The sequence below is a fragment of the Sporocytophaga myxococcoides genome (genome assembly GCF_000775915.1).
GTDB lineage: Bacteria > Bacteroidota > Bacteroidia > Cytophagales > Cytophagaceae > Sporocytophaga > Sporocytophaga myxococcoides_A.
The window spans coordinates 111,219-131,176 of sequence record NZ_BBLT01000005.1 but is presented as its reverse complement, the minus strand read 5'-3'; the positions used below and the strand labels follow the sequence as shown (position 1 = coordinate 131,176).

The window sequence follows — 19,958 nt, the reverse complement described above, 5'->3', positions numbered from 1 at the left end:
CTGAGAATATATACCGCCTGAGATATATTACCCTGGGAGTTCAATCAATTGGCTACAAACTTCAATCCAGCAACGGATAAAATCAGTGTGGCTATGAAAAACAACCTCCAGAAATCCGTTGGTTCCTTGAAAAATATCATTCCTACGATTACAGTGCCTGCTGCACCTATTCCAGTCCATACAGCATAAGCAGTTCCCATCGGAATACCCTGTGAAGCTTTATTCAAAAGAAAAAAACTCAGCCCAATACAAATGAAAAAACCAGCTGCCCAAACAAGATTAGTAAAGTTTTTTGATAACACGAGACAGGTTGTGAACCCAACTTCAAACAAACCCGCAATAATTAAAATGATCCAATACATGATTTTACAATTTTTAAAAATTTAGCCTATTCCACAAGAAACTTATAATGACAGGCTAAAATTCCTTTCTGCAAAGATCAAAAGACATTGGATCATATTTTTTAGCTTATGTTAAAAAACATTACTCATCAGTATTTTCAACCATAAAGAATTACAGCTGGACCTCTGGTACAAACATTGTTTTCACATTTGCTTTTAAATCACTTAGAATAGAATATAACCCAAAGTAGGTTCTGTTAATATAAAGTGAATGCCTTGATCCTCTTGCTACTTTTGAATTACGGACTTCTTTCAGATTTGAAACATAATCTGTATAAGCATATATTTCCTTAAAATATGTTTCATCACCAAAATCAAACTGCTCCTGAGTGAATGGTAAAGTAAGCAAGTCTACCATCTTGTGGAACAGACCAGAAAAAAACTGCATATCTTCCTCAGTATCATTTGGATGAATCAATTCCAGATTAGTATAAATCTGTTTCCATTTCGATTCATCCTTATAAATGTCCCTGTTGGTCAGTCTGAAATAGTTTTCATAAAAAAACTCTGGAATTTCCTTTACACAACCAAAGTCAAATATGCCTACAGTCCCATCATCACGCATGAGAAAATTACCAGGATGTGGATCTGCATGCACTTTCCTGAGGTGATGGACCTGAAAATGATAAAAGTCCCAAAGGGCTTGTCCGATTTTATTTCGGATTTCCTGAGAAGGATTGGTATCAATAAACTCTTTCAAATGCTTGCCTTCAAGCCAGTCCATGGTAATGATTCTTTCTGAAGACAGCTCAGGATAATATTTCGGGAAAACAAGATTCTCTATATGACTACAGGATTCTGATAATTCAATAGAACGACGTACCTCTAATTTGTAATCCGTTTCTTCAAGAAGCTTGGATTCTATTTCTTCAAAATATTTATCCATTTCCACCTCTTTCATTCCGACCAGTCTTATTGCAAATGGTTTAACAATCTTAAGATCCGAACTCACACTACCAGCCACTCCGGGATACTGAATTTTTACCGCAAGTTTCTTTCCGTCTTTTACAGCTTTATGTACCTGACCGATCGACGCAGCATTGCAGGCATGCATATCAAAGTGGTCATACAATTGCTGCGGGCTTTTACCAAGGGTTTTATTAAATGTATTTACAACCAGCGGACCAGATAATGGAGGAGCGCTGTATTGAGAAAGGGAAAACCTGTCTACATAAGCAGTTGGCAGCATTCCTCTATCCATACTCAACATTTGAGCGACTTTAAGGGCGCTGCCTTTGAGGTTGCTTAATGTATTGTAAATGTCTTTTGCATTGTCTTCATGCAAATCCTCCTTTGTTAAAGAAGGATCCAGCAGTTTTTTGGTATAATGCTTTACATAATTACCACCAACCTTGATACCCGCACTGACAAATCGTGTAGCTCTCTCAACCTTTCCTGTGGGAATGTTTTCCTGCTCTTTCATCATCTTACTTTTTGGTCAGTAAAAATTTCCCGAAGTCGATAAGGCTGTCCATTGTATGTTCTCCAATAAGCCTAAAACTCAAATCTACAGCTTTTTCAATAGCAGCATCAGTCTTTTCAAAATTGTTGCTGGTATCTTCAACCCAGTAATTCAGTACAAATAAAGCCTGAAGCCAGAAGCCGTGCTTATATTTATCGGAAATATACTTGCGTTCTTTTACCTCCCTTGTTTCCACTCCTTGTTTAATCAGTGTATCGACGTATTTATAAAAGGCATTTTTGAAATCGTCAAGAACATTATTGCTAGCAATTTCATAGAGCTTCAGATTGTCTTTTTTCAGGAGCACATAACTTCTGTTTTCTCTCATTTTCTGAATCCACACGAAATAGAAGGCCAGCAGTTTTTCGCGGGCAGAATAGTTTTGATAAATAGGATCCTGCTCTAATTGAGTGAGAGAAGACTCAAATACCTGGAGCCAGAAATCACGCTCGATTGCCTCAAGGGAATTATAATACCCATAAAACTCTGATTCTGATATATTTAATAACTTACAAAAAGAGTATACAGATGTTGGAATTTTACCATTTTCTAGAAGATAGACTTTATAAGTCTCCAAAATTTGTTGTTTGTCCATAAAAAATAAGTTTAGATTGTATTATATAACTGGATAACGCAGATTCCCTGCATTCTATTCAAATTAGGGAACAAGGATTTGAAATAAAAGATTTGCACTGATAAAAGATATCTTTCAGCTCCTTTAAAACTTTTCCCCCCAATTCTAAAATCCATTCACTCTCAAAACTTTTATTTAGAATTTTTCTGAATTGTATTTGTAATTAGTCTAAATATCCTTAAAATTGCACCTGTATTTAAAATTAGTCTAAATAACCATAGAATTTTTTAATAAAATCAAATGAAAACAAAACTACCACTTGCATTTTTGGCATTAAGCCTTGCAATTACTGCCTGTAAAAAGGATAAAGATGATCCTACCCCTGCAGAACCTGGGTTCCGTACTACAAAGGTTGATTACAATGCTTTAACTGCAACTACTTCATATAATTCACCTTTATTCTTTGATAACAATGGAGATAGCACGGTAGACCGTACTGAAGGAAGAGTAAGACTTAGAATGCTGAAAGCTATTGATGCTTATGGTAAATCCGCAGCAAGTGAAACTAAAGCTATTTCCGCTACAGCTTTGGCCGGAATGTTTGAGAATACCAACAACTCTTTTGTTGCTCCTTATACTGACTTAAATTCAAGCAATTTGCAACTAAAAAGTGTAACTGCAAGTTCATTTTCTCAAGCAGATCAGGAATCCGTTCACGAGGATATTATCATGGCTTTTAATTCAATAGCAGAGGCTAGTGAAAGCGCTGCTGAAACAGCTGAAGAAGGAAAAGCAGGAAAACTTGGGACTTACCTTGTTGATGAGTATGGAATCGAATGGATACAGGTGATCTCTAAATCACTTATCGGTGGCTTTCAACTGGATTATATCGGAAACGTACTTTTGAGCAAAGGATTAGATGCTAACAACACCGAACTGGTAGCAGGAAAAAAATACACTCAGCTAGAGCACAACTGGGATGAGGCTTATGGTCTGCTAACTGTGAACGATATCTATGCAGCTACCGCAACTGATGCGACCAAAGACCCAAATGAGTCATTTTTAGGATCTTATGTTTGGGAATATAATAAAGAAGGATACAAGAAACTTCATGCAGCATTCCTGAAAGGCCGTGCAGCTATTATAAACAATGACAAAGCAGTTCTTAAAGCTCAGGCTGACCTGATCAGAGCTGAGTTTGAGAAAGCAATAGCTTCTGCTGCTTTAGGATACCTGGGAAAATGGAAACCAGGTGCCACCACTACTGCTGCTAATGCCCATGCAATTGGTGAAGGAGTTGGTTTCATCTACTCCTTAAGATTCTGCAAAATCAATGGGGCTGATGCCAAATTCTCAGACGATATTCTTGATAATCTCCTTGAAGGAGGTTTCTGGGGGCTATATAATGATAAAGTTAATGCAGCGTCTGACGCAATTAAAGCTAAATTCAACCTGTAGTAATAAAATAGAAAAAGCTCATTATCTTTGCAGGTTCTGAGCTTAAACAAAGATAAAATTTCAGATAGAAGTGGTCGGTTTATCGAGATCGATCGCTTCTATTTTTCATTAAAAAGACATGAAAAACACCAACCTTCTGACTGCCAAAATATTAATTCTTTCTGTACTAATATTTTTTTCATGCTCAAAAGATAAGGATAATACAGACAATAATGTAGATGGATTTGACAGAAGCACCATGCTTACTTTTATTGCGGATGATATTATTCTTCCTTCCTATGCCGGATTTAAAATTAAATTGGATGAAATGACGGAAAAGTCAAAGGACTTTACTACCAATCCGACTTCCGCTAATTTAATCGCCTTTCGACAGGCCTGGGTTGATGCTTATACAGAATGGCAAAAAGTGGAACTGTTTGATGTCGGACCTGCAGAAAGACATACATTGAGAAACTTTTTCAATATCTATCCTACAACAATTAACACCACAACCACTATTAATGGGACCAATAACGGGATCACTGAAAATATTGCCAGCGGCAATGCAAATTTAAATTTACCTGCAAACTACACAGCTCAGGGTTTCCCTGCATTGGACTATCTTTTGAATGGTATCGGTGAAGGTGATGACGCCATCCTGACTGAATATACAACCGCTGCTGATGCCAATGCAAAACTGGCCTATGTAAATAAGATAGTGGATCAAATGAATTCTAAATTCAATCAGACCTACAATGAATGGAATGCCGGATACAGAGAACACTTTGTCTCTAAAACTTCTCTGGACATATACTCTTCCACTTCTCTATTGATTAATGGCTTTGTCTTCAACTATGAAAGATATATCAGATCAGGGAAAATCGGAATTCCTTCCGGGGCGATGTCAAGCAACCCAACCGCCTATCCAAGTGATGTAGAAGCTTTTTATAAAAAAGACTTATCCCGTACACTTGCTATTACCGCTCATCAGGCATCTGTTGATTTCTTTAATGGTAAAAGTGTAAAAACCGGTGAAGAAGGTAATTCTATAAAGACTTACCTGAATGCGATCGAAGCAAAAGACCTTAAATCAGGTAAGCCTCTGACGGATACGTTAAACGGACAATTTATAGCTATAGCAACAGCTATGAATGGTTTAAATCCTGATCTGGAAACAGAAGTAAGAACAAACAATCAGGCAATGATCGCTGTCTATAGTAAATTGCAGACAGCTACGCGAATGCTGAAAGTAGACATGACTTCTGCTATGAGCATTACCATCACCTATACAGACAACGACGGAGACTAGCAGTAAATCTTAAACAGTTATGAAAACCTATTTCGAAAGAACAGTTTCGGCCGCACCTTTGGCTGTTTTCAGGATCGGACTGGGTTTTATGCTGCTGTTTGGAATTATCCGTTTCTGGAACAAAGGCTGGATTGAAGATCTCTATATCAGTCCGAAATATTATTTTCCGTTTTATGGTTTTGAGTTTGTTGTTCCACTAGGAAACTATACCTATCTTTTATTTGCGGTCTGCGGTTTATCTGCATTGTTTTTTGCACTGGGATTATTCTACAGGTTGGCCAGTATCACCCTTTTTCTGAGCTTTACCTATATTGAACTGATAGATAAAAGTACTTACCTGAATCATTATTACTTCATCAGTATGATATGCCTGCTGATGATTTTTTTGCCTGTCCATGTATTCTTTTCCATTGATGCTAAATTCAATAAGAAACTTCACTCAGGTTTTGTCCCAGCATGGACGCTGGTTACCATTAAACTATTTGTAAGCATGTTGTATTTCTTTGCAGCAATAGCCAAAATCAACAGCGACTGGCTTTTACATGCGCAGCCTTTAAAGATATGGCTGATTGCAAGAAATGACATGCCGCTTATCGGCTTTTTATTTAACTATAAATGGACACCCTATTTGTTTAGCTGGTTTGGTTTCCTTTATGATCTTACCATTCCTTTCCTTCTGTGGAATAAAAAGACAAGACTGGCAGCATATGCTGCCGTTATAGTATTTCATTTACTAACATCTCTCCTATTCCCAATCGGGATGTTTCCCTATATCATGATGGTCACTGCACTGATATTCTTTTCAGAGGACTTTCATTTTAAACTGCTTTCTCGTTTCAACAAATTATTCAAGGGATCGCAGGAATTTATTTCTACTACCAATAAATACTCATTCAAACAATTAAATCAGAAGGTAATTATTGGTGTGTTCGCATTGTTCTTCTTTGTTCAAATTGTATTGCCTTTCAGATATCTGTTATATCCCGGCCAGTTGTTCTGGACCGAAGAGGGTTTCAGATTTTCCTGGAGAGTAATGCTTATTGAAAAGGCTGGATATGCAGAGTTTAAGGTAAGAGATGCTATATCCGGAAAATGGATCATAGTAAACAACAATGAATTTCTCACAAAACTTCAGGAAAAAATGATGGCCACCCAACCGGATATGATCTTGCAATATGCGCATATACTTAGGGACCATTATGCAAAAAATGGTTTCGAAAAACCACAGGTATTTGTGGATTCATATGTAACACTGAATGGAAGACTCGGAAGAGTGCTGGTTGATCCGAAAATAGACCTGGCATCTGAGGTGGAGTCCTTTAATCACAAGTCCTGGATATTATCATACAATGATTAAGTATACAATATTAAGTTTATTTTTGGTTTGCCTAGTTTCATCAAACCTCTTTGCGCAATATAATTTGTCAGGGACTGTGCTTTCCCTTCCTGATAGTTCTGCTATTAAAAACTGTAATGTTTACCTGAACGAAAAAAGTATATTTGCATCGACCGATTCTCTGGGAAGATTTGAATTCAAAGATTTGCCTGCCGGCCAATATACACTGGTAACTTCTTTTCTGGAATATCATACAACTTATCAAAAGGTTTCTATTAATAAAGCAGACACTTATGTAAGGGTATGCATGAAGTCTGTCTATAGTGTATTAGATGAGGTAATTGTGAAGCACACCCCTGTAGACGAAGGTCACCTGAGAGCTGTTGAAAATATGGGAATCTATGAAGGTAAAAAATCAGAAGTGATCGTTCCGGATAAACTGACAGTAAACCTCGCCACCAATAATGCCAGACAAATATATTCACGTGTTGCAGGATTGAACATATATGAAAATGACGGAGCCGGTCTTCAGCTCAGTATTGGTGGCAGAGGTCTGGACCCAAACAGAACTTCCAACTTTAATGTCAGACAAAATGGATATGACATCAGCGCTGACGCTCTAGGCTATCCTGAAAGCTATTATACACCAACTGTTGAGGCTATAGAAAAAATTCAGATCGTTCGTGGTGCAGCCTCTCTTCAGTATGGAACTCAGTTTGGAGGTTTGGTGAATTTTGTTTTAAGAAAACCTGTAGAAGATAAAAAAATTCAGCTTGTTGCAAGACAAAGTGTCGGCTCTTATGGCTTCTATAATGCCTTTACAAGTCTTAGCGGGACAGTTGGAAAGGTTAGTTACTATTCCTATTTCCAATATAAAAGAGCTGATGGATGGAGACCAAATTCTGGTTTTGATGCTTATAATTTTTACACTAATCTTAATTATAAGCTTTCTCCCAAATCCACTATCGGGCTTGATATAACATTAATGGATTACCTTGCACAACAAGCCGGCGGACTAAATGACGCCATGTTTAATAAAGATCCCAGACAAAGCAACAGAGCCAGAAACTGGTTCAAAGTGAACTGGAACCTTGCTGCTATTCACTTTACACATAAGTTTAGTGTTTCAAGTGAATTTAACATCCGTATGTTCGGTCTTTCTGCCTCAAGATATTCTTTAGGGTTCCGACCTATCAGGGTTGAATCGCCTGACGACAATAGCAAGCGAGATCTTATTAAAGGAGAATTTAACAACTGGGGCGCCGAAGCAAGGTTTTTAAAAAGATATACGATTGGTCCCAAAAACATGGTATTGCTGGTTGGAGGACGTTTTTACCATGGATTAAATCATAGCACTCAGGGATTAGGCAGTGCAGGTAAGGATGTCGATTTCAATTATATACCAGACTATCAATATAAATCTCTGAATTCATCAGATTATCTTTTTCCTAATAACAATGTAGCATTGTTTGCAGAAAACATCATTTACCTCTCTGACAAGTTTTCCATCACACCTGGAATCAGGTATGAGTACATCAATACAACTTCAGATGGTACAGCAATAACATTGGTAACCAATAATGCAGGAGTTGTCAGAGACACTATTTCTGTTATAGAAAACAGAGTTAAAAACCGCCAGTTTATTCTAGGAGGAATTGGTTTTGGCTACAGGCCCACTTCCAGGATTAATATTTATGCCAATATATCCCAGAATTACAGATCCATTACATTCAACGATATGCAGATTATTAATCCCTCGTCTGTTATTGACCCTAATATGAAAGATGAAAGAGGGTACTCTGCTGATTTAGGAATAAGAAGTGAGCAGACAAACGCTATTATATATGATTTGAGCTTGTTTTATGTTAAGTATGCAAACAGAATTGGAGAGGCGCCGGCATCTGATAAATACGACAATACCCTCAGAAAAAGAGGTAATATCGGAGAGGCTTTCATGACAGGAGTTGAAAGTTATCTTGAAGGAGATTTCTTCAAACTTACCAAGCTCAAAACAGAAAACTGGAATGGATCAGCCTTTGTAAACCTTGCAGTGATTCATTCAAGATATTTAAAAAGTGAATTGAAAAGAGTAAAGGGAAGTCAAGTTGAGTTTGTCCCAAAAGTAAACTTAAAGACAGGTTTGAGAGCCGGATACAAAAACCTCAAAGCTTCATTTCAGGTCACTCATCTCTCCGATCAGTTTACTGATGCCACCAATGAGAAGGATGGCGGAGCCTCTGGTGTTATAGGAATTATTCCCGCCTATACTATTATGGATTTCAGCTTGTCTTATGAATATAAAATATTTAAACTGGAAGGCAGCGTAAATAACCTTGCTAATCAGATGTATTTTACGCGCAGAGCTACAGGTTATCCAGGACCGGGAATCCTGCCTTCTGATGGCAGAGGGTATTATCTGACTTTGCAGGTAAAGATATAAGTTTGTATAAATTGAAAGCTTCTCTTTTCTAAAAGAGACAGCTTCAATTTCAACTATTTATAGATTCAGTAACCTTATTTCATTTTTTTCACAGTTCTATATCTGATTTTATATTTTTTTCGTAAAAAAGATAGGAACATTTTGTCCGGACAGCTTTTATCTATCTACTTACTTTTCAGAACATTAAATCAATCCAACATATTAAATGATAAGATTTTACATTATCCTCCTGAGTATTGGGATATTATTTTTTTCTATAATCAACCTCACCCTAAAAAAGCCCAAAGTCTGGGAAGAGCAAAATGTTGATCTTTCATATTCACCTTTAACAGCTCATGCCCCCAATATTGATACCCTTGATATTGATCTGCATTATAAATTTATAAATCAGCATTTCAATAAACCATATGTTATTGAAACCCCAATCGGATATACATACAGGGAAGATCAATCTATTAAAGCTTACTATGAGTCTTATATACAATATTATGATTCAGTAGTTACGGATATAGGCAACTGGGGATTAGGGATTATTAATTCCAGGCTTAATCAATATGCAATTGCCAATGAATATTTCAATAAAGTTCACAACAAGTCTTTAAAATATTACAACAGCGAAAGAGGATTGGCACTTTTAAAACTCGGATATGGTAATGAGGCTGCAAATTCTTTTAAAAAGGAAATTGATCTTGGAGAGAAAGATGAAGTGGTTTTTAAAAACCTTTCTAAAGCATATTACCAGAGTCGCAATTTTTCAGATCTTAATAAACTCATCTACCAAAGTAAACTTTCTATAAAATGGGATGATAAAATTATTAATGATTTGAATTTCATGACAGGGAATTACTCTGACTACTTATTAAAAAGGTTCAGCATCACAATATCTCTTCCTTCACTAATCGCCTCTGTTTTAATTGGGATCGTCTGGTTGATTTTTCTATTCCTTATAATCAGGATAAAGCTAAATCACATACTGATAGCCTTACTCACCTGTTTAATAAGTATGGTTACCTCTTTTTTGTGCTTTATTCTGTATGACTTTTATAGATTAAAGCTTGGATTTACATTAACAGGTGGAATCGTAAATGATTTTCTTTACTGCTTTTTAGGTATAGGTTTAATTGAAGAAATTGTAAAGATTATCCCTTTCCTTTTTATATATGCATTTCTTTCGCAGAAAACAAAACCAATCCACTTATTCATTTATGCAGGGGCATCGGCAATAGGTTTTGCAACTGTAGAAAACCTGCTTTACTTTAAAACTGATCAACTAAACATTATTCATTCAAGAGGATTGATGGTCGTGATATCACATGTATTCGATACATCTATTATTGTTTATCTGATCTTTTTATCGAATATAAAAGGAAACAAAAATTTTATTCTCAACTTATCATTGGGAATTCTACTGGCTGCCTTGTCTCATGGCATTTATGACTTCTGGCTCTTTAATAAGTATGCTTACAATCTTTATCTATATACATTCATCTTTATGTTAACCTCTATGTTTATATGGATATATTTCATTAATAATGCACTCAATCTTTCTGTAAAAATTAATGATTCATACAAGGTTAATAACCTCAGATTAAAACAATACCTTATTGCAGGACTTTTTTCGATAGTTCTGATTGAATATATTTTAAACGGGATTATCAACGGGGCTGACAAGGCAAATGATGTTTTGTATTATGGTCTTGTAACAAACATTTTTTTCATGGCATTCCTTTCTATTAGATTAACTAATATAAACCTCCTTCCAGGCTATTTAGCCTCATTCGACTTCAATATATTCACATCCAGGATGCATGAAAATTCACTGCTGGGAAAAGAATTTGTTTTAATTGCAGCCAAAGAGTCTTTCCATCCTGAAGCTTTTCCTATAACAGGAAAATTAGTCTCAAAAGTCTCCATATCTGATGACACTGATTATTTCTTGTTTATTTCCGACTCGTCAGCAGATTCAACTAATAGTATCTCAAATTTTGTTTTGAAAAGTAAGAGTCTTCTGAGATTTCAATCAAAAAAGCAAAAAGCAGATGTATCCATTTTTATCCCTATATCCGAACTACAATATATAAATAGTATAGATGATTTTAAATTGCTTGACAAAGCACTAATAACTCTTAAATAATCACATGTCTACTAACAGTAAAAATCAAAAAAAATCGGGCAAAATCTTCCTTTGGACAATTCTATCAATAGTAGGATTTGTAATAGTAGGTATTTCTGTTTACTATTATTTCAATATCAAATATTCTAAAGTTGCATATGAAAGAGCCTTATTGGCCATGAATACTAAGGATTATTATAATGCGACAGACTATTGTCATCTAAGTCTTTACTATGATAACACAAATGAAAATGCCTTTCTCCTTCTTGCAAAAATAAACCAGGATTTAGGCTTTTATGATGAAATGCTTAAATACACAAACTTAGCCCTAAAGCATACAGATGACCCGGATGCGAGCTATTTTTATTTATTAGGAAGAGCTCATTATGCTTTACATAATACAACAGAAGCAGTTGAAAATTTTGAAAAATCAAAAACAATGTCTCCATATATAGATAGCTCAGATATATTTTTAGGAAGAATAAAATTTGCACAAAGAGAGTATGCTGCTTCATTAGAAAATTATAATTCATTTCTAAAAAAAGACAGATCAGTTAATGCATATACCGAACGCGGACATTGCTACTATTCATTAAAAAATTATCAAAACGCACTTAAAGACTTTGACAAAGCTACAACTCTTAAACCTTCATTAGGGGAAATATATTATTATAAAGCTTTATGCAACTTTGCCTTGGGAAATACTTCAACTGCATGTATGGAATGTGGAAACGCAATTAACAAAGGATTTGAAGCAGCAAATGAATTGGCTGAAAAAAATTGTTTAATGGCTCAGTAGTTAGTAAAAAACGAGACAGTATAATTCTGATCAATAAAAAAGCCCCGAAGGTCGGGGCTTTTGTTTACATTTTGACGAAATAAAGCAAGTAAACGATGCTTAAAACTTTGAGATCCTGGCATTGGAATTTACCAGCACTCTGTTAATACCTCCTGTAGTAAGAAGGTTTCCTTTATCTTTATTCCAGTAATCTTTTGCTGACAAGCCTTCTCTGTTTTTAATCTCTATTTCTTCAGATGGTAAATTCCCCCAACCAGTGAACTGTGTTACATTCAAATTACTGATTCTTGAAAGAAGAATGCTTCCATCTTTGGTTTTAGAAACCCACCCGTCTCCAACTTTTGATAATGATTCATCAATATAAACAACATCGGCCTGTAAGGCATTTTCACCATCCTCATAAACCATTAATCTGCCATGGTCTTCATACCAATATTCAAATGTAATAAGGTCAGGCTGAAACTCACGTGTTACCTTTACCTTATAGATATTAGATTTGCCAATTTTATTTTCAATGGATTTCGTCACATTATCTTTTCCGGAAGCAGTAGTCTCCTCGAAGGTCCACTCATTTCCAATCTTAGTAAATGGAAAATTGCCCAATGTTATAGGATATGAAGCTCCTGTAGGTGATGTAGTTGAAACAGAATAATCTGTAAGTTGAATTACTGCCTCTGTATCAACAGACCCGTTACCAATAAATCCGACTGTAGGGGAATAATAACTGAAGCTTGTATTATTTCCGGTGACACTTCTGACTTTTATTGCATCTGTAATCCATCCTTTGCCAGTGTTCACTTTTGTATTGACAGAGTCAATTGTTAAAACAGAGGCTCTTCCATATTCATCCGTCACATTCCAGGTAGTTCCTTCCGGATGATTGAATTTACAAACCACTACATAAGAGGCCGGATCTCTTAATCTGATTGATCTGGAGAAATTTCCATCTTTTAGAGCATAATATACTGCAGGAAATATTGTATCTATAGTCTGAGAGTAGTTCCTTATTAGAAAGGTGTCCTTACCAGCCTCCTGTTCAACAGCGGAGGTAACGGTTTCTCCTGAATAGCTGTAAGTATAAGTCGTTCCTACTTTAAGGAAGACTACCCCATTGTTCAAATCAACCGCTTCATCTTTATCTTTCTTACAAGACATTGATATGAAAATGATTATTAAACAAACAACCGAATTTAAACCTTTAAACTTGTACATATTGAACTATTTGAGATAAATAAAAATACTACTCAGAAAGCTGATATTCAAAAATAATAAAAGCTGGTTTCCTCAGATGTGCAATTCCCTAGCAAAAAAATTATATATTTTCAATTAATACATCCGGCCTTGAATTAGCTTAAAATGGCCCTTTTTAAAGGATATCTACAGGAATATTCTCGTTGCTAAACACTTAACTTTTTTAAATTTTTCCCGAAAAAAGTATTTAATTTTATTTTAACAAAACAGACCTTTTTATAAATCAGGAATGTTTTTAATATAGGCAGAAGCCTTGAAAAAATCACCAATCATTTAATTTCTAATATTATGGATAACCTGAAATTAAAAGGTAGTTGGAATGAAATGAAAGGCAAATTGAAGCAAGAGTTTGCCGATTTAACTGATAATGATCTTCTTTACGAAGAAGGTAAAGAAGATGAACTTATCGGCCGACTACAAAAGAAAACAGGCAAAACAAAAGATGAAGTTCGTGCCCTCGTTTTTGAATCTGAGTACCGTGAATAATCACGCAATTATTCATGTTTAATAGCTTGTAAGTAATCAATATATAAGAAAGCCCCTTAGGTGGGGCTTTTTATTTTATTCCCTATTTTTTTGAATTTAGATCATCCTCCAAAAATGTCTCATTTTTATATTGTAATTTTGCACCCTCATTCGAATTCAAATGAACTGGATTATACTTTTACTTGTATTTATTGCCGGAGCTGCAACCTCTATTCAGGCTGGGGTGAACGGTACACTGGGGAAAAAGGTTGGCGCTCTGGAGGCAGCATTTATATCATTTCTGGTAGGCACCATTTTCCTTTCCATTTTATTGGCCTTTTTGAGAAAGGGTAACATCATGTCTGCTCTTGAAACACCAAGATGGCAGCTTACAGGTGGCCTGCTCGGAGCTGTTTATATCCTTATCATGGTTACGGCTGTTCCGAGAATAGGTATTGCTGCTGCACTCGTTACACTGATCGCAGGTCAGCTGATCACCGGCACTTTAATAGACCACTTTGGATTTATAGGTGATAAACAAATTCCAATTGACTGGAAACGAGTAACTGCTATTATTTTGTTAGGATGTTCTATTTATCTTTTTCATAAAAAGTAAAGAGAGAATTGATGCATCTCTTGACTGACGCGCGTTTTCAAAATGAGTGTCCCGCTTCACTAGCCTCTCCAACAGCCCTCATTATTTTACTTTTACTTCAAAATAAAAAGTAATTACCGGACAAGCCATGGATCAGGGTAGATTGGAGCCACAAGTAAACAGAAGAGACCAAAAACTACATTGCTTCATCCAGCTCTTCTTTGGAAACTTTAAAAATACAGATTCGGGGGAACCTTCCTGCAATCCAGGTAGTGCCTGCAACAACAAGACTTTTATCATTGGCAACGGTATAACCTGCCAATGTATAAGGATTCATTGAGCCGAGGTACTTATTACCTAAAAGCATTCCACTATTTACATCATAAAAATACAGAGCAATTTGTCCGGATTTGGTATCAGAGCCGTAAACAAGCGTATTGCCATTGTTTAAGGCACAGTTTTTCAGGACGACATTGGCATCTGGCTTTAGTTCAAACATTTTATTTCCGGGGATATCAGAACTGGAAGAAACTGCATTGGGGGCATAGTTTAATGTGACATTCGGAATAAAGAAATTATCACCATAGGCAAATCGTGATATTGCAAATCCATTCCCTTTAAAGACAAGGCTGCTGATCACTCTTTCATCCTGATAACCTTGCACCAAACCAACTCGTGGGGTTCTATCAGTTGAAAGCATATCAAAGAAAACAAGTGAAAGGGTGTATCTGTAGAATGCATTGAAATAATAGGTGTTATTATTTAACTGTCCGCAGAAAAAAGGAAGGTGTTTGCCTTGTCCACTTAGATGTTCAATGATGGATTGTTCAGCATCAAAATCTCCAAAACCTATGTCAAATGATTTTTGATTGAGTATAGCACCGCTTGTGCTTATTCTTGAAACAACAGTCCTCTTATCTTCTCTGTTATAACTAAGCAATGTAAGACTATTATTATCTCCATTTAAAGAAGCAGAAAGCGGATATAACAAACCTAATCCTGCTACCTCTGATGCCAAGCCGGCTTCATCTATTTTCATGAGTTTTGCTTCAAGACTCAGGCGGTCCATGCAGAAGAAAAAAACCTGATTTCCGACTTTTACCAATTGATTCACAGGATTAACATAATCAGAAGGAACGTTTTGCTCAGATACAAAATTTCCGTCTTTGTCGGTCTTCATTACATAAACGCCTTTAAAAGGAGACTCAGCAACCTTCCTTCCTCCGAGGATTAGAAAACCTTCATCTGCAGTCTGCTGAATATCGTAGGGAATATATTCCGATGTTATATCCGAATGATCATAGATCTTCAAAAAAGTCTCGGGCTTTACATCTTTATTCTTTTTAATATCACAAGATGTAATAAAAAGAATAATTAAAGCACCCAATAATACTGTAATCCTGTTCATTCCTGCACTATTATCTTGATCTGAAATTATTTGCATTGACATACCTCATTGGAAGCAGACACCCCAGATTAATGCTGATATTTCTGAGCTTCAGATCATCCAGCGCATCGCCCGCTCCGCTAAGAGCGTTATTGGTATATCTATTCTTTCTGTTTGTAATATTATTTGTTCCCAAGCGGTAATTGACATCCAGCAAGACCTTAATATTTCCTACATCATAGCTTACTCCTGCACCTGCCATAAATCCAATAGAAGATCGGATAAACAAATCCTTTGCACCAACCATGATATCAGGCTGTTTAAATTCAGTTCCTCCGGAAGCCTTATCAGTACCGTTGATTTCAACTTTTTTATTTGCGGTGCTCAATATACCATAGTAAAAACCTGCCTGCACATAAGGCTTAATGGCATTCTTAAGTATGTCATATTTGATTAAAAGCGGCAATTCAATATAATCCAGCTGATGGTCCTGTTTATAATTCAAATCAAAAGTTACCACACCAGAAGTATCTTTCCATTCATATCTGTTGCTGTAGCTAAATCTCTGTCTTCTATAATTTGGCTGAAAGCTCAGCGAAACGGTCTTATAGGTAAAGGTAAGTTCAAGTCCTGCCAGTGCACCTGCCCCCTTAAAACCATTATACTTTTTATCAAGACTATTTGGTTCCCCTTCGGTAGAACTGAATACGGAATACCGGTCACCAGGCTTTACTTTAGAATAACTAAGACCTCCTCTTACTCCTATCCACCATTGCTTCTCAAGGAATTCAGCATTCCTTCTGGAAGTCGGCGTTCTTCTCTTGTTTCCCTGAGCATTTGCATCAGTACCTGGAAAAAGAGTCATAATAAAAACAGCAAAAATATAATACAGTAAAATACGATTCATGTACTGGTGTTACTTTAGGATTACAAGTTTCTTAACATCTTTTACCGAACCCGCCTTGATCTCATAATAGTAAACACCCGAAGGGATATCACGAAGATCCACCATCTCTCTGTGCTCACCATATCCACGTCTTTCGTTAAATACATTTTTAACTACACTGCCATTTGCATTCAGAATATTAATTTCAACATTTGTATCAATAGTAATATTGAATGAAATAGTGGTGGCAAAACTTGCAGGATTAGGATAACAACTGCTGGTTCTGATTCTCTTATCCAGGAAGTCTTTAACAGCAGTAACATCGGGATTTACAATTGGAAGCACGGTACCTTTTCCAGGATAATCTCCCCATATGGTTCCGAATTCCGCATCTACTTTCGCAGGATCCACACAGAGCCATTCTTTCAGAATAGAGGAATAGATTTGTCTGTAATCCACCTGCATTTCCACATTATCTTTAGAAAGATCGGGATTATTACCAACAACACCTGGTATAACACCTTTTCCAAACAGCATGACAGGGGCTCCGGATCCATGATCAGTTCCATAACTTCCGTTTGAATACACCCTTCTTCCGAATTCAGAAGTAGTTACTGTCAAAACACGGTGGTCGATACTACGAAGCTTAAGATCTTCCTGAAAAGCTCTCATGGTCGCAGAAATGTGGTACATCAAAGCAGCATGGTTACCGGTAGTATGATCATTGGCCTCCACCTGTTGCGCATGGGTATCAAAACCTCCGATTTTTACCAGGAACACTTTGGTTTTGCAGCCACCGCTAATAAGGTTCGCAATAATTTTAAAGTACCCGGCAAGAGGGTTCTTAATTCTGCCTCCCGGTGCACTCAGAGGATAAGTCGTAGGATAGGTAACATTCGGATCAAACTTTTTACCTTCATTATACACAGCCAGAAGTCTGTCATCATATTGATCTGTCTTCTGCTCCAGATCCAGCAGCCATTTCATTTCCTTTCCATAAGGGGAATTATTCAGACTGGTTGGGGGGAATCCTCTCGGGTCTACCCCTTCCACATCATCAAAGCCAGGGAGCTCATCCACAAGATCAAAAAACTGCTGAGGATTATCTATAGCTATACCAGTAGATATATTATCACCCTGATGAAATATAAGTGATACTTCACTACCAAATTCCAATGCCAGAGGATCCTTCATATTGTTATTAGGAAAATTATCCGGATAAACACTAGGAGCGTAATGGTCTTTTAAATACCGCCCTACCCATCCTGAACTAATATAGTCATTTGATCCACCACCCATAAACATAATATCTCTGCTTCTGAAATGAGAACCATTATGATGTTCATAAGATACTCCCTGCACAAAACTCACCATTCCCTGATCATACAGGTCTTTCACTCCTACCATATCTGGATGCAAACCGACAGATCGCTCAGTGGACAGGGAGCTATCCAGCAATATAAATTTTCGATTTCCATTTTCAGGTATCGCTATATTAGGACGCACATTCTGATAATTATCATAATCACCTGCAGGAATAAGCATATTTAAACCATCGTTGCCTCCATGCATCTGAAGAATGATCAATACCCTGTCGTTAGGGCATTCTGCTGCAAGTCTTTGCAATGGAGATGCCATAGACATAGATTTAAAAAATATACCATCCAGTGCAAAGGGAATCGCGCCAAGAGCTGGTAGTTTATTAATAAAGTCTCTTCTTTTCATAAGACTGTTTTTTCCTGATTAAAATAACTGATATTCTGGCGACTGTAACATGGCATTTAAAAGGTATTGCAACATACCTCTTGCATCATCTTTGCTTTCGGGTATGGTATCAGCATTGTTCCAGCTGAATTCCCAGAATGCTTCAGGTCCTTGTGGCAAGCCTTTTCCTATTACGAAGAACTGTGATTTAAAATAATTAAGACGCTCTACTGTAATCTCTGTTCCTGCCTGTGACATTGGTAAAAGGTAAGATGCCAGTTCATTAATCAGGTCATCAGGATTTAATGCTACACTGGCAAATCTTTGCTGAATAAATGGAAAAATATCTATTTTAATTTCTTCCATTTTATCAATACTTATGTTATCGTAAATAAACTTATAGCGCTGTGTAAGTGTATTGGCAGAGATCCAGTTTCTGTTGTATAAAGGATATTGAAAATAAGCATCGTAGCCCGCAACATCATAAGGATTCAGGAAATACATTCCCTGATCTTTCATAGACTCCAGAATCTTACCTGTAACCTCATAAAACTTTTCGGCTTCCGTCTGAGGATCCGGCAAATTGTATTCAAAGAAGCTTAGTGTATTTAATACCAGGTCAAGTGGAGATTTGATCAAAGCTCCGAAATTATTATCATCTACTGAAGCTGTTGCAGAATCATAGAAATGCTGACTTTGCAGTAGTTCCATGATTACCGGTTGCAGTTTAAAATTATTGGCAACAAAAGTATTTGCCATATCGGCAATAATACTGTTATCTATAGCTTGTGTGATTTCATGATATACATAAAACCTGTATATCCTCCTGCAAATATTTCTCACAGTTTCCTGTTGTGCATAAACCATTTCCACAAGTTGATCCAGCTCGTCCAGCATACTTGCTTCTGTTGCCTTATCTCCAAAAAGTAAGGTAGTATCCGGAGTAATAACAGTATTTCCAAAACGCTCGCTGAATACCTTAGGATCATTATCATGCTGATTGGCCACGGTGCCTGTACCTTTTATTTTTACCCTTGGCAATTCGGTGTCTTCATCTATGGTAAGAAAAGTAAAGTCTGTATCGTAGCCTGAAAGCACACGGGCTGCAGCTTGTACATCCTGTTCTGTAAAATAAATATAATCACCGGGAATAGTTGAAGGCGGGACATAACCTGGAAGACCTTTACCTATTGTATACAATTCCAGAAACTCTCTGGCATAGTTTTCATTCGGCCTGCCTTTCACATTGAGTCTGCCATCCAACAATACCATCATGGCATTATCAAGGGAGACTTTCTTGGTAAGCATTTTAAAATTCCATAGTGGATCCGGCTCATTGTCGAAGGCAAACTTTCTGAACAATGCATTCTGAAAATAGAGCGCCCTGCTATTATTTACAGTTTCCTGAATGGTGGTAAAATGGGTGTGAAGCAGAAAAACTATTTTTTCTCTGGTCACAAATGCAAGTTTCTGTGAAGGTTCAATTCCTGTACCTGCGAGCATCCCCAGCCACCATTTTATAAAAAAACTTTGCAGATCACCCTCCTCACTGTCTCCGGAGACTGGCAATGTATCTACCCAGGTTTTTCCTGTGGCAGGATCTAAAGGAGGTAAAGGATCAGCAGTTGAAACAAACAATTGTTGTGTTGCCTGAGATGCTGTAAGTCCAGACATTGCATCAATATCTGCTTTGGTACCGCCAAACGTTGCTCGTCTTAACAAATGGGCAGCATTTTTCTTTCCCAATACTCCTGTAAAAGGTGCTAAAGGCATAGATATTTAAGGTGTTAAAAGTTTTG

Annotated in this window: 16 protein-coding genes; 8 read left to right on the top strand and 8 right to left on the bottom strand. The window is 36.7% G+C overall.

Going from position 1 to position 19,958, the window contains the following annotated elements:
• Positions 1-44: 44 nt before the first annotated feature.
• The 3 genes from MYP_RS13200 to MYP_RS13190 form a co-directional block, all read right to left on the bottom strand.
• Positions 45-362 (bottom strand): DMT family transporter, encoded by a 318-nt coding sequence (locus tag MYP_RS13200; RefSeq protein WP_045464229.1) that lies wholly within the window; start codon positions 360-362, stop codon positions 45-47.
• A gap of 151 nt (positions 363-513) precedes the next feature.
• Positions 514-1,824, bottom strand: coding sequence for an ABC1 kinase family protein (locus tag MYP_RS13195; protein WP_045464662.1), 1,311 nt, complete (start codon positions 1,822-1,824; stop codon positions 514-516).
• Between the two features lie 4 nt (positions 1,825-1,828).
• Positions 1,829-2,458 (bottom strand): TetR/AcrR family transcriptional regulator, encoded by a 630-nt coding sequence (locus MYP_RS13190; RefSeq protein ID WP_045464227.1) that lies wholly within the window; start codon positions 2,456-2,458, stop codon positions 1,829-1,831.
• 279 nt (positions 2,459-2,737) lie between these two features.
• Here MYP_RS13190 and MYP_RS13185 point away from each other — a divergent pair, with 279 nt between their 5' ends.
• The 6 genes from MYP_RS13185 to MYP_RS13160 all read left to right on the top strand — a co-directional run bounded on the left by MYP_RS13185 (position 2,738) and on the right by MYP_RS13160 (position 11,871).
• On the top strand, positions 2,738-3,895 hold the full coding sequence (locus MYP_RS13185) for a DUF4856 domain-containing protein (protein WP_045464225.1): 1,158 nt from the start codon (positions 2,738-2,740) through the stop codon (positions 3,893-3,895).
• Between the two features lie 118 nt (positions 3,896-4,013).
• Entirely contained in the window at positions 4,014-5,183 is a 1,170-nt protein-coding gene (locus MYP_RS13180; protein WP_052430186.1) for an imelysin family protein, read from the top strand.
• A gap of 19 nt (positions 5,184-5,202) precedes the next feature.
• The gene (locus MYP_RS13175) at positions 5,203-6,540 is read left to right on the top strand and encodes an HTTM domain-containing protein (protein WP_045464223.1); all 1,338 of its coding nucleotides are present in this window, start codon (positions 5,203-5,205) and stop codon (positions 6,538-6,540) included.
• Positions 6,533-8,959, top strand: a complete 2,427-nt coding sequence (locus MYP_RS13170; protein WP_045464221.1) for a TonB-dependent receptor — start codon at positions 6,533-6,535, stop codon at positions 8,957-8,959. Before MYP_RS13175 ends, MYP_RS13170 begins: the two co-directional genes overlap by 8 nt.
• 205 nt (positions 8,960-9,164) lie before the next feature.
• Complete coding sequence (locus tag MYP_RS13165) at positions 9,165-11,093, top strand: PrsW family glutamic-type intramembrane protease (RefSeq protein WP_045464220.1); 1,929 nt, start codon at positions 9,165-9,167, stop codon at positions 11,091-11,093.
• A gap of 4 nt (positions 11,094-11,097) precedes the next feature.
• On the top strand, positions 11,098-11,871 hold the full coding sequence (locus MYP_RS13160; protein WP_045464219.1) for a tetratricopeptide repeat protein: 774 nt from the start codon (positions 11,098-11,100) through the stop codon (positions 11,869-11,871).
• A gap of 99 nt (positions 11,872-11,970) precedes the next feature.
• Here the strand turns inward: MYP_RS13160 and MYP_RS13155 are convergent, their stop codons facing one another.
• Positions 11,971-13,026, bottom strand: coding sequence for a hypothetical protein (locus MYP_RS13155; RefSeq protein WP_045464218.1), 1,056 nt, complete (start codon positions 13,024-13,026; stop codon positions 11,971-11,973).
• A gap of 384 nt (positions 13,027-13,410) precedes the next feature.
• Between MYP_RS13155 and MYP_RS13150 the strand changes: the two genes are divergently transcribed.
• Positions 13,411-13,608 (top strand): CsbD family protein, encoded by a 198-nt coding sequence (locus tag MYP_RS13150; protein ID WP_045464216.1) that lies wholly within the window; start codon positions 13,411-13,413, stop codon positions 13,606-13,608.
• Between the two features lie 160 nt (positions 13,609-13,768).
• On the top strand, positions 13,769-14,203 hold the full coding sequence (locus MYP_RS13145) for a DMT family transporter (RefSeq protein WP_045464214.1): 435 nt from the start codon (positions 13,769-13,771) through the stop codon (positions 14,201-14,203).
• A gap of 175 nt (positions 14,204-14,378) precedes the next feature.
• Here MYP_RS13145 and MYP_RS13140 read toward each other — a convergent pair whose 3' ends face one another.
• From MYP_RS13140 to MYP_RS13125, 4 genes are read right to left on the bottom strand one after another with little or no spacing between them, the layout of a single operon-like run.
• A complete protein-coding gene (locus tag MYP_RS13140; RefSeq protein WP_052430185.1) occupies positions 14,379-15,626 on the bottom strand; it encodes a hypothetical protein in 1,248 nt (415 codons plus the stop codon).
• Positions 15,601-16,476: an outer membrane beta-barrel protein gene (locus MYP_RS13135; RefSeq protein ID WP_045464212.1), complete on the bottom strand. Its 876-nt coding sequence runs from the start codon at positions 16,474-16,476 to the stop codon at positions 15,601-15,603. The genes MYP_RS13140 and MYP_RS13135 overlap by 26 nt, the downstream gene beginning before the upstream one ends.
• Positions 16,477-16,485: 9 nt before the next feature.
• On the bottom strand, positions 16,486-18,180 hold the full coding sequence (locus MYP_RS13130; protein WP_045464210.1) for a DUF1501 domain-containing protein: 1,695 nt from the start codon (positions 18,178-18,180) through the stop codon (positions 16,486-16,488).
• Positions 18,181-18,198: 18 nt separating this feature from the next.
• Positions 18,199-19,932: a DUF1800 domain-containing protein gene (locus MYP_RS13125; RefSeq protein ID WP_045464208.1), complete on the bottom strand. Its 1,734-nt coding sequence runs from the start codon at positions 19,930-19,932 to the stop codon at positions 18,199-18,201.
• Positions 19,933-19,958 lie beyond the last annotated feature (26 nt).

Bases quoted from the DNA above. Each gene is read 5' to 3' on its own strand.
- MYP_RS13190 (WP_045464227.1), bottom strand. From the start codon at position 2,458: ATGGACAAACAACAAATTTTGGAGACTTATAAAGTCTATCTTCTAGAA.
- MYP_RS13175 (WP_045464223.1), top strand. From the start codon at position 5,203: ATGAAAACCTATTTCGAAAGAACAGTTTCGGCCGCACCTTTGGCTGTT.
- MYP_RS13150 (WP_045464216.1), top strand. From the start codon at position 13,411: ATGGATAACCTGAAATTAAAAGGTAGTTGGAATGAAATGAAAGGCAAA.
- MYP_RS13125 (WP_045464208.1), bottom strand. From the start codon at position 19,932: ATGCCTTTAGCACCTTTTACAGGAGTATTGGGAAAGAAAAATGCTGCC.
- MYP_RS13170 (WP_045464221.1), top strand. From the start codon at position 6,533: ATGATTAAGTATACAATATTAAGTTTATTTTTGGTTTGCCTAGTTTCA.
- MYP_RS13130 (WP_045464210.1), bottom strand. From the start codon at position 18,180: ATGAAAAGAAGAGACTTTATTAATAAACTACCAGCTCTTGGCGCGATT.
- MYP_RS13135 (WP_045464212.1), bottom strand. From the start codon at position 16,476: ATGAATCGTATTTTACTGTATTATATTTTTGCTGTTTTTATTATGACT.
- MYP_RS13155 (WP_045464218.1), bottom strand. From the start codon at position 13,026: ATGTCTTGTAAGAAAGATAAAGATGAAGCGGTTGATTTGAACAATGGG.
- MYP_RS13195 (WP_045464662.1), bottom strand. From the start codon at position 1,824: ATGAAAGAGCAGGAAAACATTCCCACAGGAAAGGTTGAGAGAGCTACA.
- MYP_RS13185 (WP_045464225.1), top strand. From the start codon at position 2,738: ATGAAAACAAAACTACCACTTGCATTTTTGGCATTAAGCCTTGCAATT.
- MYP_RS13165 (WP_045464220.1), top strand. From the start codon at position 9,165: ATGATAAGATTTTACATTATCCTCCTGAGTATTGGGATATTATTTTTT.
- MYP_RS13145 (WP_045464214.1), top strand. From the start codon at position 13,769: ATGAACTGGATTATACTTTTACTTGTATTTATTGCCGGAGCTGCAACC.
- MYP_RS13140 (WP_052430185.1), bottom strand. From the start codon at position 15,626: ATGCAAATAATTTCAGATCAAGATAATAGTGCAGGAATGAACAGGATT.
- MYP_RS13160 (WP_045464219.1), top strand. From the start codon at position 11,098: ATGTCTACTAACAGTAAAAATCAAAAAAAATCGGGCAAAATCTTCCTT.
- MYP_RS13180 (WP_052430186.1), top strand. From the start codon at position 4,014: ATGAAAAACACCAACCTTCTGACTGCCAAAATATTAATTCTTTCTGTA.
- MYP_RS13200 (WP_045464229.1), bottom strand. From the start codon at position 362: ATGTATTGGATCATTTTAATTATTGCGGGTTTGTTTGAAGTTGGGTTC.